The sequence below is a fragment of the Pedobacter nyackensis genome (assembly GCF_032678475.1).
GTDB lineage: Bacteria > Bacteroidota > Bacteroidia > Sphingobacteriales > Sphingobacteriaceae > Pedobacter > Pedobacter nyackensis_A.
On record NZ_JAVTSF010000002.1, the window covers coordinates 13,916 to 30,853 of the forward strand.

Consider the following 16,938-nt stretch of genomic DNA (forward strand, 5'->3'; position numbering starts at 1 on the left):
TTAATTGGTTGAACTAATAGGCATTTTCAATTTCCTGGCCGGTTGAAGCCACAATCAAAGTGCCTTGAGTATATTTCTCGTTGTGCTGACTTGCATCAAGTCCTTCTTCTTCTTCTTCAGAAGTTACACGAATTGGCTGTACCAGATTAATAAGTTTGAAGATGACGAATGACATCACAAAACTGAAAATCACTGTAATTACCACACCTTTCAATTGAGTAATAAAGAATGCAGGATTACCATACAACAAACCATCCACACCAGCACCATTCACTGTTTTGGTAGCAAATACCCCAGTCAACAACATCCCTACAATCCCCCCTACACCATGACAAGGGAAAACATCCAAAGTATCATCCAATGAAGTTTTTTGTTTCCATGAAACTGCAAGATTTGAAATAACAGCTGCGATTACGCCAATGAATATAGCTGAAGGAATACTTACAAAGCCAGCACCAGGCGTAATGGCAACCAAACCTACAACGGCTCCGATACAAAACCCTAATACCGAAGGCTTCTTACCTCTCGACACATCAAAGAACATCCATGACAAACCAGCGGCACCAGCGGCAATGTTGGTCGTAATGAAAGCAGAAACAGCTAAGCTATTTGCACCCAATGCAGAACCTGCATTAAAACCAAACCATCCAAACCAAAGCAATCCTGTACCTATTAGTACATAAGGAATGTTGGCAGGAGGTACTTCCTGATGTTCCTGATGACTTTTTCTTCTTTTAAGAACAAGGGCTCCCGCTAAAGCAGCCATACCAGCAGAAATATGCACAACAGTACCACCAGCAAAGTCAAGCACACCCATTTTAAAAAGAAGACCTTCAGGATGCCATGTCCAATGCGCAAGTGGAGAGTACACAAATAAAGAGAACAGCACAATAAATAAGATGTATGAAGTAAAGCGGATACGTTCCGCAACAGCCCCCACAACCAACCCAGGGGTAATGATTGCAAACATCAATTGAAAAACAGCAAATAAAGAAAGTGGAATTGTAGCAGCAAGACTCCATGAAGGGCTTGAATTTACACCTTGAAAGAAGAAAAACGTTGCAGGATTTCCAATAAGGCCTCCAATCGAATCACCAAAGGCCAAACTAAAACTTACAACTACCCACATTACTGAAATTATACCAGCAGCCACCACACTTTTAATCATGGTAGAGAGCACATTTTTGCGATGAACCATACCACCATAGAAAAATGCAAGCCCCGGAGTCATTAAAAACACCAAAGCCGCTGCAATTAATACAAACGCGATATCTGGCGCGCTGTATTTTCCCTCGTCAAAATTAGGAAGCAAGGGAATAAATAGAGCAAGAATTGCAATTATTAATAAAACTGCAAACGGTCCCCACTGTTTAAACAAAACTTTTGCCATAATTTTAGATTTTACTTGTTATAATTATTAGTTTATCTGATTTTTTGATAAATCTATGAATTTATTTCAACAAAAATCAAAATAAACACAAACATTAATACAAAAACACATTAATTTTTATAGAAAAATCACTAAAAACATAAAATATTAATAATTATAGACTTAATATTTTACACATTTCTAATATTACAACCAAAAACATAGTTATTTTTTGATAAAAAAATAAAAATTACACATTTTAAAATAAAAAACAAACAAAACAACAACAAAACAGACAGCAAATAACACGAAATACAGAAAAACACAATAAAAAACAGAAACACTCAGAAAATCCGTACATTTAAGAGATATGAAAGCTTATCATCTCACTTTTTGTCAAAAAATCCCAATTCCTCTGGCTGAAGCCTGGAATTTTTTCTCGTCACCATTAAATCTGGCCAAAATAACGCCAGAAAACATGGCTTTTACCGTTACTTCAGTTATTAATGATCAGCAGAAAATGTATCCGGGAATGATCATTACCTATAAGGTAGCGCCAATAACAGGAGTAAGTCTTGATTGGATGACAGAAATCACCCAGGTAGCCGAAGGAAAGTATTTTATTGACGAACAAAGATTTGGCCCATACAAATTCTGGCACCACCAACACCATTTCAAACCAATAGAAGGCGGGACAGAAATGAATGACATATTAACCTATGGCTTGCCAATGGGCATATTTGGCAGAATAGCCAATACTATATACGTAGCGAAGAAACTACAGGAGATATTTGAATTCAGAAAGAAAAAGATAACTGAGTTATTTGGAACTTATCCGGAGATTAAAAAATAATCTCCGGATAAGGGGATTTTAATGAAAGAAAACAGAAGCATCTACATCTTTAAGACTTCCGGAAGGAGTCTTGTACTGCAACTGTAATGTATAACCACCCCCACCTTCAATGAATAGAAGTTCAAAAGGATGATAACCTTTTTCAAGCGCTATCTGCGCCGTTTTTTCAACCGAAGGATGTAAGCCGTCATTATCGATCAGCAAACGGCTCCCGAACTTCAGCACACTACCGTCATCCGAACGAAGCGCAAATGAATAAACCCCTGTTTCAGCAGCATAAAAATAACCGCTATGACGGGTAGCAAAACTTTCTACTTTTTTCACTACAGGAATTTCAATAGCCTGACTAATACTTACTACACCTAAATCTTTTTCCTGAATTGCATTTACAGTTTTATACGCTACAGGATAATAAGAGAAGTTTAAGCCTTTTTGAGCTGCAGGCAACTGCACCGGCTTCAGATAATTCTGCTGCTCATATTTAATGGTATAAATATCTCCTCTATTTCCATTGGGCCTAAATGCTGCTACTTTAAACTCCACAGGCTTAGTTACCGTCAGATCTTCAGTATAAACCCTGGAACTTAGTGTCGGCAATGTACCATCTGTAGTATATCTTACTGTCAAACCAGCAAGTGGCTTATTGATATGCAATTTACCTTTATCTACAAACACACTTTGCGTAATAAAGCCATCCAGATCAGGGAGACGATAATTAACATTCATGGCATCCAGCAAGGAGAAATGTTTTTGCACCCGCTTCTCAAATCCTGTCCAGTTTTCAGCGCCTTTATACCAGGCCACTTCAGCCATTGCCAACATCCTTGGAAACACCATATACTCCAACCTTCTTTCCGAAGGAATGTACTCAGTCCAAATATTCCCCTGTACACCTATGATAAATTTCCGCTCGTTTTCGGATATATTAAACTGAAACGGATCAAATGAATACACTTTCTTTAATGAGCCTCCATCCTGCTAGGCATCAAAATAGCAATACTCACCCGGGGTCATGATCACATCATTCCCTTTTTCCGCAGCATGCTTAGGCGCCTTAGGTACCCAGGTCCGCCAATACATCATAGTAGCAGTTGAAGAAACCCCACCATCCAAAATTTCATCCCAGCCAATTAGCTTTTTACCCTTACTGTTAAAGAACTTCTCCATTCTGCGCACAAAGTAACTTTGTAGCTCATCCACACTTTTCAACCCTTCCTTGTGCATCAAAGCCTCACACTCCGGTACATTTTTCCAGCTACTTTTTTCGACTTCATCCGCACCCAGATGTATATACTTACTTGGAAACAACGCAGCAATTTCCGTAAAAACATTTTCAGCGAATTCAAAGGTCGTCTCCTTGCAAGGACACAGAGGCTCAGAAAAATCTTTCGCATGTCCACCTTTACCACGAGAGGTTAACCATGGCATCAGATTGGTTGCCGCCATCATATGTCCCGGCATATCGATTTCCGGAACAATCTCTATCCCTTTCGATGTTGCATAAGCAATCAGCCCACGCATCTCTTCCTGAGTATAAAAACCACCATACATTCTTTTACCGTCTATTATTTTGAAATGTTTTTCAGGTATGGCATAATCAGGATTTGTTTTAGAACGAGCGATACATTCAGCATCCTGATCATTCATATTTCTCCATGCTCCTTTTTCTGTTAATTCAGGATATTTCTTGATTTCTATCCTCCAGCCCTGATCATCTGTTAAGTGTAAATGGAATTTATTGAATTTATAATAAGCCATCCGATCAATCATCTTACGAAGGTAAGGCAAATCAAAAAAGTGACGAGATACATCGAGATGAATCCCCCTCCAGGCAAAGCGAGGGGCATCTTCAATTTTCACACAAGGAACAACGATTGACTGCAACATTGCTTTTCGCAAAACAGCTGGTCTGGATGTAAGCCCTTTTGTTCCCATCAATTGCTTCAAACTGGCTACCGCCCAAAAAGCACCCTGTGCAGACGCAGCACTAATTACGATTGTATTTTTCTCTACTGACAACCTGTATCCTTCTTTTACTATGGAAGGATCAAGACTTAACTCAACTGTATTCCGGATAGATTTCCCTTCCCTAAGTTTTGCAGAGATAGATTTTAATTCATTTAAGGCCGGCATTAAGGCTTCCGAATTTTTAGCAAGAACCAACTTTGTAGCGCTAGTCCATTCAAAGGCACCTGCAACAGGTATCAGCTTTACTGGTTGTGGTATAATTGCATAAGTAGGAACTGCCTGCTGTCCGACGGCAGAAAGCACACACAAAGAGAGCACCAAAGTCATCTTTAGTGTCCAGGTCATTACATTATTCATAAAGTTTATATTGTCTTTTTAGGTTCGTATTCAGACCCCTGCACTACTCCTCTGCGCTCTATTTCCTTATCGATATAAGTTTGAATAGCAGATTTATTTAAACCCCAGTTAGGCGCAATCAGCAAATCCCAGTCAGATATACCAAACAAACGTTGAATAACAATATCCGGTCTCAACAAAGGAATCAGTTTACAAAGCAGATCAGTATACTCTTCCAGTGAGAATAGTTTGAAAGGCTCTTTTTTATATTTAACACCCATTATCGAACCTTCAACAATATGAAGGTGGTGGAATTTTACAAATTTAATCTGTGGAAAGCGGTTAATTTCATGAATATAACCTAACATCATCTCTTCTGTTTCCCATGGGAAACCAAAAATAGTGTGCACACAAAGATCTAGTTTACTATTCTCCAGCAATTTCACAGCCTCAACAAACTCTCCATGACTGCAACCTCTGTTAATCTGATTTAAGGTTTCATCATAAATAGACTCCATCCCCATTTCCAGGTCTACATCAAACCTGTCCGTATAGCTTTCCAATAACGCTACCTTTTCTGCATCTATGCAATCAGGCCTTGTACCTACTGAAAAACCAACGACATCTTCGGCGTTGATAGAAAGCGCTTCATCATACATCATCTTCAAATAATGTACGGGCGCATAAGTATTGGTATTTGGCTGAAAATAAACGATGAATTTATCCGCTTTGTAAAAACCTTTACCTCTTTCCATCCCTTGCTCCAACTGCTCACGAATGGTAGGGAGCTTACGGGAAAGTTCAGGAGTAAAGGAATCTACGTTGCAATAAGTACAACCTCCATAACCTTTACTACCGTCCCGGTTAGGGCAGGTAAAACCTCCATCAACAATTACTTTAAACACACGCTGCCCCTGGTACTTTTGTTTAAGGTGCGTACCGTAATTATTATATCCTTTAATACCTAAATCTAACAGAGTTCCCAATTGCTTATTTTTTCTGCAAAAGTAAGGGTTTTTAATTACTTATCTATCCGCATGGCTTCAATTTCACTCATATATCGGGTGAGGGCAACCTTATAAGTCAGATTTTCTGATGCCACACTTGTCAAAAAACCTTTAAAATCGTCCAGATCTCCTACAGTAAAGCCCATTCGCACAAATAGTTCTTTATCAGTCTCCCAATTGTCAAGGTTTACTTTTTTCATAGCCATCTCTTTATAAAGTACCAGTCCTTTTATAAAATCCTTGTAACCAATTGTTTTTTTAAACTCTGCGAAGTATTCAATCAATGTTCTATAGGTAGCAGGCTTCCCAAGTCTAACCTGATCAAGCATAAGACTTCCCAACATTTGTCCTTTAAAAAACACGCTGTCTATGCTTTCGAAATTCCCACAATGTTTAAGTATAGCAATATCCCGCTTCAGCAAACTGTCCTTTTCCGATGTTTTATGCTTTACAAAATAAGGCTCCTTGTCTAACTCCTTTTCACAGTCAATTGTACGCTGGGCATTAACAACAGCACTAAATAAAAAACATATAAAAAAGATCAGGTATCTTAGCATCATAACATTATATTGAACCACAAAGGTACAAGCTTTTGTCCGAGTTTGTATTTAGTTGAACATTAACTTATACTTAACAGGGCGTTAGTAGGGCCTTACTAGGGCAAGGGGGTAAAGCAAGGCCCTACTAACACCCTATTAAGGCCCTACTAACGCCCTAGTAACAGCGAAGGCTTACACCTAGAAAAATTAACCCTAAAGAAATTTTACCCTTTATGAAAAAACTAACATTTACCTTATTATTTACCCTCATTTTTACAGGTATAACGCTCGCCCAGTCAGAAAGTGATGCGAGTAAATATACTATGACTAAATTCCAAATGTTCTACAATTCCGGGCAACCTGACAGCATTTTTAATCTCTTTAGTCCGGAAAGCAAAACGGCATTACCTCTCGATAAAACGAAAGCATTCCTTACTCACCTTAAAAACAACTTCGGATTGATCAAACAAACTCATTTTGTCAATTATCAGGACCAGTTTGCAGTTTATAAGACGGATATGGAAAAAGAGACAATACTACTTAGCCTTCGGACCGCCCCAAACAAAGCAATTACAGGTGTTTATGCAAAACCTTACGAAGTACCTCAGGTACAAAAACCAAATACCACTAAAATGCAATTACCTTTTAAAGGTGAATGGACTGTATTCTGGGGAGGAGACACGAAAGAGCAAAATTATCACGTAGTTGCCAAAATGCAGAAGAATGCGTTTGACATGATCATCACCAATGCTGAAGGAAAAAGTTATAAAACTGACGGTAAAAAGAATGAAGATTATTATGCTTTTGGGCAAAATCTGACTGCTCCATGTGACGCTGAAGTAGTGTTTGCTGTAGACGGAGTAAAGGACAATACACCTGGTGTAATGAACACTCTGCTGACACTCGGCAACACTGTACTTTTAAAAACACAAAACAACGAATACATCTTGTTTGCTCATTTTAAACAGGGCACTGTAAAAGTAAAACAGGGCGAGAAAGTAAAAACAGGGCAGCTTTTAGGTCAATGTGGCAATTCAGGGAATTCTTCAGAAGCACATTTACACTTTCACATTCAGGATGTTGAAGATTTTAACCAGGCAACAGGCATTAAGTGTTTTTTCGACAAGGTTAAAGTGAATGGAGTTGTAAAATCTGACTACTCTCCCGTTAAAGGGGATAAAATTAGTATTCCGCTGAAATAAGTCTATAAACAACAAAACCATGTTTTATATAAAACATGGTTTTGTTGTTTATAATTCAAAAAAGTATAGGAACTAATATTCAGTTCTAATTACGTTTAACTTCAACACGTCTGTTCAACACCCTACCTTCTTCTGTACTATTTGGAGCAGCAGGCTGAGTAGCACCGTGACCTTTTACAGAAAGGTTAGCAGAATTTACACCTGCATTTACCAAATAAAGTTTCACAGAATTAGCCCTGTCAACTGACAACGACATATTATGTGCTGCAGAACCCTCAATAGATGAATGTCCGTTTATTACAAATTTTACTGAAGGATCTTTCTTTATTTCTGTAGCAATCCTGTCTAATACTTCAAAAGATTCAGTTTTCAGTACTCCTGAGTTAAATTCAAACTGAACATTATTAAAGCTGTAATTAGGTTTTTCCGCAACAGGAGCTGGTGCCGGCTTCGGTGCCTCTACTGGTTCAGGCTTTTTTTCTTCAACAGGTGGCGCTGGTCTTTCAACAGGAGTGGGCTTAGCAATAACTTTCTTGGTTTTGCATGATTGTACTGACATAGCAAGCAAACCTATGCCCGCCAACATTAAACTAGTTCTTAAAAATTTCATTTGTTTCTTTGTGTTTTTGTTTGTGCTCGTAATAATATAAAATAGTTTTCAGATCTTAAAAAGAATACCTCATTAAAACGAACTAATTACACAAATAGTGCAGGATATTTAATCTTGTCCAATTTTATAGCTACTTTGAGGTATTTTTTCCAGATTATTTTTGAGAAATTGTCATCAATAGCTTTTGGCCGTACGTAGCTGTTTAATTCCTGTTGGCTAAGTCTCAACACCTTAAAAACGCCTTTGAAAGTCCTCTCAAACACGATTGACACCTAGAAACATCTGAAAGTGTTATATAATGCTATGATTTATCAATTACACCGAAAACAGTGGTTTTCCATTTTATGTAACCAAGTTTGGCGCATTGATCGGCTACCTCGGCCTCTATTCCACCGGGTACATCGTTTACGATTTTCCAGCGGATACTGTATTTACTGTTATAACCTATGTAAATAACAACATCATCAAATAAAGGCTCAACTGTTTCCAGGCCTTTAAGGTGGGTATCCTGCAGCTCTTTGGCAAAGCGTACAAGTCTTTCGTTCATCACTTTTGCCAGTGGAGGTGCGGGCTTAACATCTGGTTCTATAATCGCAAGTACAGTTACAGTCATCGGCTAAAATCTCAGTAATACTACTATTTTTAGCAAAAGTAATTAATATTCGGGAATTAATAAACACTCCATTTGTTTTTCTATACTTCATTTCTAAAAAAAATGTCATCTTATTACTCTTTCTATAAGAATGAATATATAGACGCCATATACATTTCAACAATACTCCCTACAGCAAAAAAAATCGAGTAAATTTGCTGTATGAGTAATTCCGCTTCTTCCAATTCAATTTTCGACAAAGTCTTATCTTTTATTGACTACACCAATCAGAGTATTTTTCTTACCGGAAAAGCCGGAACAGGAAAAACGACATTACTCAAAAAAATTAAAGAAACGAGTTCAAAAAAAATGGCTGTTATCGCTCCTACCGGCGTTGCAGCTATGAATGCGAAAGGCACAACCATAAACTCATTCTTTCAGCTTCCTCCCGGATCATTTTTTCCCGGCGACATTAGTTTAGAGCATCTGCAATCTGGCTTTATTTCCATTCAGTCTATGGTTTCAGATCTTAGCTATAACAGGGAAAAACTGAGCCTTTTTAACGAATTAGAATTACTGGTAATTGACGAGGTGTCTATGGTACGTTGCGATTTACTGGACGTAATCGATGCCATCCTAAGGTCTGTTAGAAAAAATAATGCTCCTTTTGGCGGCGTACAACTACTTCTTATTGGCGATTTATACCAACTGCCACCAGTAACCAAGAGAGAAGACTGGAGCTTTTTGAGCAGGGCCTATCCTTCTCCCTACTTTTTTGATGCGCTTGTAATCAGAAGAAATCCCGTTTTGCAAATAGAGCTAACGACTGTATTTCGCCAGACTGAACCGGAATTCATTAATATATTAAATGACATCAGAAACAATCAGATCAATGAAAATGGGCTTCAATTGCTAAACAAACGATATAACCCCGAGTACAATATTGCTGATGAAATAAGTCCGATCATCATTACCTCACATAATGCAGAAGCCAATACCATCAATAAAGAGAAACTGGATGAACTTCCAGGCACAGCCTACACTTTTGAAGGCGAGATAAGTGGAGAATTCCGGGACCTGGGGCTGCAGGCAGAGCAAAGTCTGACGCTTAAGGAGGGTGCCCAGATCATGTTTATCAAAAATGACACTGGTGAAAACCGTAAGTTTTACAATGGAAAAATTGGAAAGGTCAAGTCTGTAAACGATGGTGAAATCTATATTTCTTTTCCAAACGAGGAAGACTTGTTATTGGAAAAGACTTCCTGGCAGTCGTTTGAATATAAAACAGATACAGAAGAAGCTATTGTTCAACAGCAGGTAGGTGAATTTTCACAATACCCAATTAAACTGGCCTGGGCGGTAACCATTCATAAAAGTCAGGGTTTAACGTTCGACAGCGCCATTATTGATGCCGGTAAATCATTTGTGGCCGGGCAGGTCTACGTAGCCTTAAGTAGGGTAAGAACATTAAATGGTTTGATTTTAAAATCGAAGATCGGTACCGACAGTCTACGATCAAATACAGAAGTCATCAATTACATGAAACCTGTAAAAGAAGAAGAATTGGACAATATTCTGATAGCTGAGCAGGAAAGTTTCATTCTGCAACTGGTGCTAAGCCATTTCTCTTTTAGCCGCATCCATAGCGGATTAGAAACGATGGCATCGAACCCGGAAGTTGTCAAATCAATCCTTCCTGAATTCAAGACATTAGTAGCTCAGCTTAATAAATCCGTTACTGATCTTTTAGGATTGTCTGATCGTTTCCAAAATCAGGTTAAACAACTTCACCAACAAAATGGCTTTAAGGACCAACAAGCACTCCAAGCCAGAATTGAATCAGCATTAACCTATTTCACTAAAGAGCTAAATCTTCAGCTGATCAATCAGCTCAATAAAAACATTAGGGTAAAACCGAAAAACAAAATACAGCAGCAGCTTCAACACCTGATGCAAAAATACAGACAGGTTATAGAAAACCGGATTTCCCTGATGCAATATGGTGCTGGCTTACTTAAGGAACCGATTCATCCTGCAAATTATGTGGCCTGGATCAGTAAACATAAGGCACCTAAAAATGCGAAGCCAAATTCACAAGCCAATGATCAGCCAACCATAAACCTCCAGTTGTTTTAGTGAACTATTAAACTGTTTCTTTTTGTCTGGTCAGGTAATAAACAGGAATCCCGATAAGCACGATAATAAGTCCCGGCCAGGTAAACTGAGGTTTGAACCAGATTAACAAAGAACAAAAACTAATACCAAGAATAATATATAGCGCAGGTAAGAGTGGGTATCCAAATGCTTTGTAAGGGCGCTCGGCATTGGGCAACCTTCTGCGAAGAATAAAAATACCACCGATAGTAAGTACGTAAAATATAACTACAACAAAGGAGATCATATCCAGCAGGTCACCATACTTACCGCTGAGGCAAAGAATCGCAGCAACCAGGCATTGCGCCCATAATGCCCATTCCGGCACACCATGCTTGTTTAATTTCCCTGCATTTTTAAAGAACAAACCATCCTGGGCCATGGTATAATATACCCTTGACCCCGCAAGTATAAGTCCATTGTTACAGCCAAAGGTTGAAATCATAATCATCACGGCAATCAATGCTGTCCCGATACCGCCAAAAATAACTGTAGAAGCTGTTACTGCAACTCTATCTTTTGTTGCATGTGCTATTTCATCCATAGGTAATACCGCAAGATAAACCAGGTTAGCACAGACATAAATAACAGTCACTATAAGCGTTCCCAGAAACAGGCTAAGTCCTATATTCCGTTTCGGATTTTTCATTTCGCCCGCAATAAAGGTTACATTGTTCCAGGCATCACTGCTAAAAACAGAGCCTACCATAGCCGCTGCAATACCACCTAACAGGGCTGTCCCTGCGATTGGCGCTACACTGAATCCTGCGGCAGGGTTACAGCTGTCTACCAATGCTGCCTTTGTGGCTATCCAGGTATTGGCCCAGTTGGCATGCCACACTTCCGGTTTAAACATGACCACTCCGGCTATAATCAAACCAAACAGCGCAAGTAATTTTGTAGAGGTAAAAATATTCTGTATCCACTTCCCTCCTTTTACACCACGGGTATTGGAATAGGTGAGCAATGCTATAACAGCTATTGACATGATCTGTGCAGAGCTCACTGAAAAATAAGTTGGAACATTACAACTATCCAATCCGGTCTGTATTTGAAGCAACTTATTATCTTCACTCAACGCCGGAATAAGGTAAGCCGCGAATTTAGAGAAAGCAACGCCTACAGCGGCTATAGTACCTGTTTGGATTACCGCAAAAAAACTCCAGCCATATAAAAAGGCAATCAGCTTGTTGTAAGACTCTTTTAGATAAACATACTGACCACCAGCTTTGGGATACATGCCACTCAATTCCCCATAACTTATTGCCGCAGTCATAGTCATCAGCCCGGTAATTACCCATACTGCTATCAGCCATCCGGCACTGCCTACATTGCGCACAATATCGGCACTGACAATAAATATACCGGAGCCGATCATTGATCCTACGACCAGCATTGTACCATCTAAAAGGCCAAGCTCCCGTTTAAAAGAGCCATCCTGATTTTCTTTTTCCATTATTTGTTGGTTGGTTTGGTTGGTTTTGTCAGGGACTTTATCATTTAAATCACGGTCAGCAATCACATCCCTTTCCAGAGCTAATATATTTAAAAATCGCTTTGTTGCGTAATGCTGATTTTTTTTATTTAAAATTCCGACTAAAATGGCTCCTCCATATCAATCAAAGCACATCAGTATATATTTTTAAAAAAGGATTGCAATCAATTGATTAAAAATTTGTTAATTACGTTTACACCGTTATTTTTGTTGTAAGCCAGATTGTGATAAACCACATAAACGAACCACTACTTATTACAAAAAGGAAAACCAAACAAAACAAATTAAACAATCTAAACGAGAAGAATTAAAGTATGGAGTTTTTACAAAACAATTTAATTTATCTGATCCCTTTGATGGGCTTAATTGGCATTCTGGTAATGGCCATTAAAAGTGCCTGGGTAAACAAGCAGGATGCTGGCGACAAAAACATGCAGGAGCTTGCCGGGTACATTGCAGATGGGGCCATGGCCTTTTTAAAAGCAGAATGGAGAGTATTGAGTATTTTCGTGGTATTTACCGCAGCCTTACTGGCGTATTCGGGAAGCATTCATGAAATAAATGGTGTAGTCCTGCATTCCAGCTGGATCATTTCCATTGCCTTTATTATTGGTGCTGTATTTTCTGCTACCGCAGGATATATTGGCATGAAGGCCGCCACAAAAGCAAATGTACGTACCACACAAGCTGCGAGAACCAGTTTAAAACAAGCTTTAAAAGTATCCTTTACCGGAGGTACTGTTATGGGACTTGGTGTTGCCGGACTTGCAATTTTAGGTCTGGGCGGTCTGTTCATAGTTTTTCTTCAGATGTTTAATGTTGTGGCTGCAAACAGCACAGAAATGAAAACAGCAATTGAAGTGCTGACAGGTTTCTCGCTGGGTGCAGAATCTATTGCACTTTTCGCACGTGTTGGGGGGGGGATTTATACCAAAGCTGCCGATGTAGGTGCCGATTTAGTAGGTAAAGTTGAAGCAGGTATTCCTGAGGATGATGTGCGTAACCCGGCTACGATTGCCGATAACGTAGGTGACAATGTGGGCGATGTTGCAGGCATGGGTGCCGATTTATTCGGTTCTTATGTAGCGACAATTTTAGCTACAATGGTATTGGGGCAGGAAATTGTTGCCATGGATAACTTTGGCGGCATGTCTCCAATATTACTCCCTATGGTGATCTGTGGAATGGGCATTTTGTTTTCTATTATAGGTACCTGGTTTGTACGTATTAAGGGAGAGGATTCCAATGTTCAAACAGCTTTGAATTTAGGAAACTGGGGTTCTATTGTAATTACAGCTATCGCTTCTTATTTCATAGTGATGTGGATGCTACCTGAACAGCTTCATTTGCGTGGGGTTAATTTCACGAATATAGATGTGTTTTGCGCCATCATTGTAGGCTTAGTGGTTGGTACTTTAATGAGCATCATTACCGAATACTATACTGCCATGGGCAAAGGACCGGTTAATTCAATTATTCAACAATCAGGTACGGGTCATGCGACCAATATTATTGGTGGTTTATCGGTAGGAATGAAATCAACGGTTGCCCCTATCCTCGTTTTAGCTGGTGGTATTATCTTCTCTTACGCCTTTGCGGGTTTATATGGAGTAGCGATTGCTGCTGCTGGTATGATGGCTACTACAGCTATGCAATTGGCTATTGATGCTTTTGGTCCAATTGCGGATAATGCAGGTGGTATTGCCGAAATGAGTCAACTTCCTCCTGAAGTACGCGGACGTACTGATAACCTGGATGCTGTTGGGAATACGACTGCTGCAACAGGTAAAGGATTTGCCATTGCTTCAGCGGCCTTAACTTCATTGGCGCTATTTGCTGCCTTTGTTGGTGTTGCAGGCATTTCGGCCATCGATATTTACAAAGCCCCGGTTTTAGCTGGCTTATTTGTAGGTGCTATGATCCCCTTTATCTTCTCGGCATTGTGTATTGCAGCAGTTGGTAAAGCAGCAATGGACATGGTAACAGAGGTTCGTCGTCAGTTCCGCGAAATCCCCGGAATTATGGAGTATAAAGCTAAGCCTGAATATGAAAAATGTGTAGCCATATCAACTAAAGCTTCCATCCGCGAAATGATGTTACCGGGAGCTATTGCACTATTGGTACCAATCATTGTTGGTTTCGGATTTAAAGGTGTTTTTCCTTCAGTAAGTTCTGCCGAAATACTGGGTGGTTTACTTGCTGGTGTTACCGTTTCGGGCGTATTGATGGGTATATTCCAGTCTAACGCCGGGGGTGCATGGGACAATGCTAAGAAATCATTTGAGAAAGGTGTAGAAATCAATGGTGAAATGCATTACAAAAAATCAGAGCCTCATAAGGCTTCTGTAACCGGTGATACTGTTGGTGATCCTTTTAAAGATACTTCAGGCCCTTCTATGAATATCCTGATTAAGCTGATGTCTATCGTTTCATTGGTTATCGCTCCTTATATTGCGGTAACAGTCTCTACAGACAAGGCAAAAATTAAAGAACCTATTAAAAAAGTAGTGATTGAAAGTGTAAAAACTGCATTAATCAAGCACAAATAGCATACATACTGTTTAAAAATAAAAGGGATTTCTAAAAAGAATCCCTTTTATTTTTAAATATATTTTATTTAGGTTTGACACTATTATGATAAATTCGATTTTATCACAATAGCTAGAAAATAATATTCAATTAAAGAGCATAGTAAAAACTAACTTATTAAACTAAACCACAAATTATGAATTTTAGAAAGTCTATTGACTTACTCACCATGGAAGCAGCTGAGAGCGGTGAGGGAACACTAAAAAGATCACTTGGACCAGTAAATCTGGTGGCCCTGGGTATTGGAGCCATTATTGGAGCTGGCCTTTTCTCTATTACCGGATCAGCAGCAGCAAACAATGCTGGACCGGCCATTACCATTTCTTTTATCATCGCTGCATTAGGCTGTGGTTTTGCAGGATTGTGTTATGCAGAATTTGCATCGATGATCCCTGTTGCGGGTAGTGCTTACACCTACTCTTATGCCACCATGGGCGAATTCGTAGCCTGGGTTATCGGATGGGACCTGGTATTAGAATATGCACTGGGTGCCGCAACAGTTTCTATTAGCTGGAGCAGATATTTAGTCAAATTCCTTGGTTATTACGACCTTCACCTGCCTCCGCAATTCACCATGTCACCTTTTGAACATGCAACCTTATTAGATGGTACTGTAGTTTCAGGTATGCTTAACCTGCCAGCGGTATTTATCATCATAGTGATGTCGTTCGTACTGATTAGAGGAACAAGTGAATCTGCGTTTGTAAACGGCCTTATCGTTGCCATTAAAGTGATTATCGTGTTTATCTTTATTTTCCTTGGATGGAAATACATCGATACAAATAACTATTCTCCATATTTTATACCTGGCGATAAGCCTGGTCACGAAAGTGCATTTACACACGGATGGGGAGGTGTGATACGCGCCGCCGGAATTGTATTCTTTGCCTACATCGGATTTGACGCAGTATCTACTGCAGCCCAGGAAGCAAAAAATCCTAAAAGAGATATGCCAATTGGTATCTTAGTTTCATTATTCATTTGTACTATTCTATACATTCTTTTTGCACACGTAATGACTGGTGTTGCTAACTACGACCTGTTTAAAGGTCAGGATGGTATTGCCCCTGTTGCTGTAGCAATTGACAATATGGGTCTTAAAAATGCTGCCGGAATAGTTGAACCTGCTTACCCATGGTTAAACAAACTAATTATCCTTGCAATTTTAGGTGGTTATGCTTCTGTAATCCTGGTAATGTTACTGGGACAATCAAGAGTATTTTTCTCTATGAGTAAAGATGGATTATTGCCAGCGGTGTTCTCAAAAGTTCACCCTAAATTCAGCACACCTGCAAAAAGTAATCTATTGTTTATGGTGTTTGTGAGTTTATTCGCTGCTTTTGTACCTGCAACTGTTGTAGGTGAAATGACCAGTATTGGTACCTTACTTGCATTTATCCTGGTATGTATTGGTGTGGTTATCCTAAGAAATAGAATGCCGGATCTGCCAAGAGCCTTTAAAGTACCATTGGTTCCTTTAATTCCAATATTGGGTGTAGTGGTTTGCTTGGGTATGATGGTATTTTTACCGTTGGATACCTGGGTTCGCTTATTGGTTTGGATGATTATTGGGGTAAATGTTTACTTGTTCTATGGCATGAAAAACAGTTTGTTATCTGACAATAAACAATCGACCTTAGCCAAGAGCACAAAAACAGTGTCCTATATAGGACTTGCATTAGCTGTGCTTTTAGTTATTGTTGCCATTATACACCATCACATTACTGATGGCAAAGATACAGGCTTGTATTACTTCTCATTGGTTTTTGCCGCTGTACATTTTATAATTTATGCATACAAAGCCGCTACTGCTGCAAACGTAACTCCTAAAGAAATTAGGTAAGCTAAAAATAACATTATAAAAAAACCGCCTTGTACAAGAACAAGGCGGTTTTTTTATGAACACCTGGACGATCTATGCAAATCTTAATTCTTCCCCTACCAAACCATTCTCTCTCAAAATAGCTTTTATCATATCCGCACAAGGTACCGTCGTCATTACTTTAAGCAATTTATCATCAAATGAAAATAGCCAGTTTTGTTTACCAAACAAAAGATTAAAAACTGGTTTCACAGCAATCATATCGATTCTGTTTTGTACTGATGTTTTAAAGATGACCGTGTTCATAGCTTATTAAATTATACCTCAAAGATGGGTAGTATAAACCAACGACAAAACAAGCTATGGTCAGGACGGGTAAAAAAACCGGTGAACGACATTAAA

General features: G+C 39.1%; 13 protein-coding genes and 1 pseudogene. 5 read left to right on the top strand and 9 right to left on the bottom strand.

Going from position 1 to position 16,938, the window contains the following annotated elements; genetic code table 11:
- Positions 1 to 13: 13 nt before the first annotated feature.
- Complete coding sequence (locus R2Q84_RS07670) at positions 14 to 1,390, bottom strand: ammonium transporter (protein ID WP_316815965.1); 1,377 nt, start codon at positions 1,388 to 1,390, stop codon at positions 14 to 16.
- Positions 1,391 to 1,739: 349 nt separating this feature from the next.
- Between R2Q84_RS07670 and R2Q84_RS07675 the strand changes: the two genes are divergently transcribed.
- On the top strand, positions 1,740 to 2,222 hold the full coding sequence (locus R2Q84_RS07675; RefSeq protein ID WP_316815966.1) for an SRPBCC family protein: 483 nt from the start codon (positions 1,740 to 1,742) through the stop codon (positions 2,220 to 2,222).
- 18 nt (positions 2,223 to 2,240) lie between these two features.
- On the opposite strand, the gene R2Q84_RS07680 is transcribed toward R2Q84_RS07675, so the two are convergent.
- From R2Q84_RS07680 to R2Q84_RS07695, 4 genes and pseudogenes are all read right to left on the bottom strand, one after another.
- A complete protein-coding gene (locus tag R2Q84_RS07680) occupies positions 2,241 to 3,044 on the bottom strand; it encodes a chitobiase/beta-hexosaminidase C-terminal domain-containing protein (protein WP_316816581.1) in 804 nt (267 codons plus the stop codon).
- Positions 3,027 to 4,547 (bottom strand): annotated as a pseudogene (locus R2Q84_RS07685) (beta-N-acetylhexosaminidase); the annotation flags it as partial. The pseudogene R2Q84_RS07685 and the gene R2Q84_RS07680, both read right to left, overlap by 18 nt.
- A gap of 5 nt (positions 4,548 to 4,552) precedes the next feature.
- Positions 4,553 to 5,512 (bottom strand): TIGR01212 family radical SAM protein, encoded by a 960-nt coding sequence (locus tag R2Q84_RS07690; RefSeq protein WP_316815967.1) that lies wholly within the window; start codon positions 5,510 to 5,512, stop codon positions 4,553 to 4,555.
- 35 nt (positions 5,513 to 5,547) lie between these two features.
- On the bottom strand, positions 5,548 to 6,093 hold the full coding sequence (locus tag R2Q84_RS07695; protein ID WP_316815968.1) for a hypothetical protein: 546 nt from the start codon (positions 6,091 to 6,093) through the stop codon (positions 5,548 to 5,550).
- A gap of 212 nt (positions 6,094 to 6,305) precedes the next feature.
- Between R2Q84_RS07695 and R2Q84_RS07700 the strand changes: the two genes are divergently transcribed.
- Complete coding sequence (locus R2Q84_RS07700) at positions 6,306 to 7,274, top strand: peptidoglycan DD-metalloendopeptidase family protein (protein ID WP_316815969.1); 969 nt, start codon at positions 6,306 to 6,308, stop codon at positions 7,272 to 7,274.
- Positions 7,275 to 7,359: 85 nt separating this feature from the next.
- Here R2Q84_RS07700 and R2Q84_RS07705 read toward each other — a convergent pair whose 3' ends face one another.
- Both R2Q84_RS07705 and R2Q84_RS07710 read right to left on the bottom strand, forming a co-directional pair.
- Positions 7,360 to 7,884: an OmpA family protein gene (locus tag R2Q84_RS07705; RefSeq protein ID WP_316815970.1), complete on the bottom strand. Its 525-nt coding sequence runs from the start codon at positions 7,882 to 7,884 to the stop codon at positions 7,360 to 7,362.
- A gap of 301 nt (positions 7,885 to 8,185) precedes the next feature.
- The gene (locus R2Q84_RS07710; protein ID WP_316815971.1) at positions 8,186 to 8,497 is read right to left on the bottom strand and encodes a hypothetical protein; all 312 of its coding nucleotides are present in this window, start codon (positions 8,495 to 8,497) and stop codon (positions 8,186 to 8,188) included.
- A gap of 201 nt (positions 8,498 to 8,698) precedes the next feature.
- Here R2Q84_RS07710 and R2Q84_RS07715 point away from each other — a divergent pair, with 201 nt between their 5' ends.
- On the top strand, positions 8,699 to 10,612 hold the full coding sequence (locus tag R2Q84_RS07715; RefSeq protein WP_316815972.1) for an ATP-dependent RecD-like DNA helicase: 1,914 nt from the start codon (positions 8,699 to 8,701) through the stop codon (positions 10,610 to 10,612).
- A gap of 7 nt (positions 10,613 to 10,619) precedes the next feature.
- Here the strand turns inward: R2Q84_RS07715 and R2Q84_RS07720 are convergent, their stop codons facing one another.
- Complete coding sequence (locus R2Q84_RS07720; protein ID WP_316815973.1) at positions 10,620 to 12,086, bottom strand: APC family permease; 1,467 nt, start codon at positions 12,084 to 12,086, stop codon at positions 10,620 to 10,622.
- 353 nt (positions 12,087 to 12,439) lie between these two features.
- Between R2Q84_RS07720 and R2Q84_RS07725 the strand changes: the two genes are divergently transcribed.
- Together R2Q84_RS07725 and R2Q84_RS07730 are read left to right on the top strand one after the other, a co-directional pair.
- On the top strand, positions 12,440 to 14,674 hold the full coding sequence (locus R2Q84_RS07725) for a sodium-translocating pyrophosphatase (protein ID WP_316815974.1): 2,235 nt from the start codon (positions 12,440 to 12,442) through the stop codon (positions 14,672 to 14,674).
- A gap of 176 nt (positions 14,675 to 14,850) precedes the next feature.
- A complete protein-coding gene (locus tag R2Q84_RS07730; protein ID WP_316815975.1) occupies positions 14,851 to 16,557 on the top strand; it encodes an amino acid permease in 1,707 nt (568 codons plus the stop codon).
- Positions 16,558 to 16,629: 72 nt separating this feature from the next.
- Here R2Q84_RS07730 and R2Q84_RS07735 read toward each other — a convergent pair whose 3' ends face one another.
- Complete coding sequence (locus R2Q84_RS07735; protein WP_316815976.1) at positions 16,630 to 16,842, bottom strand: hypothetical protein; 213 nt, start codon at positions 16,840 to 16,842, stop codon at positions 16,630 to 16,632.
- Positions 16,843 to 16,938: the final 96 nt, after the last annotated feature.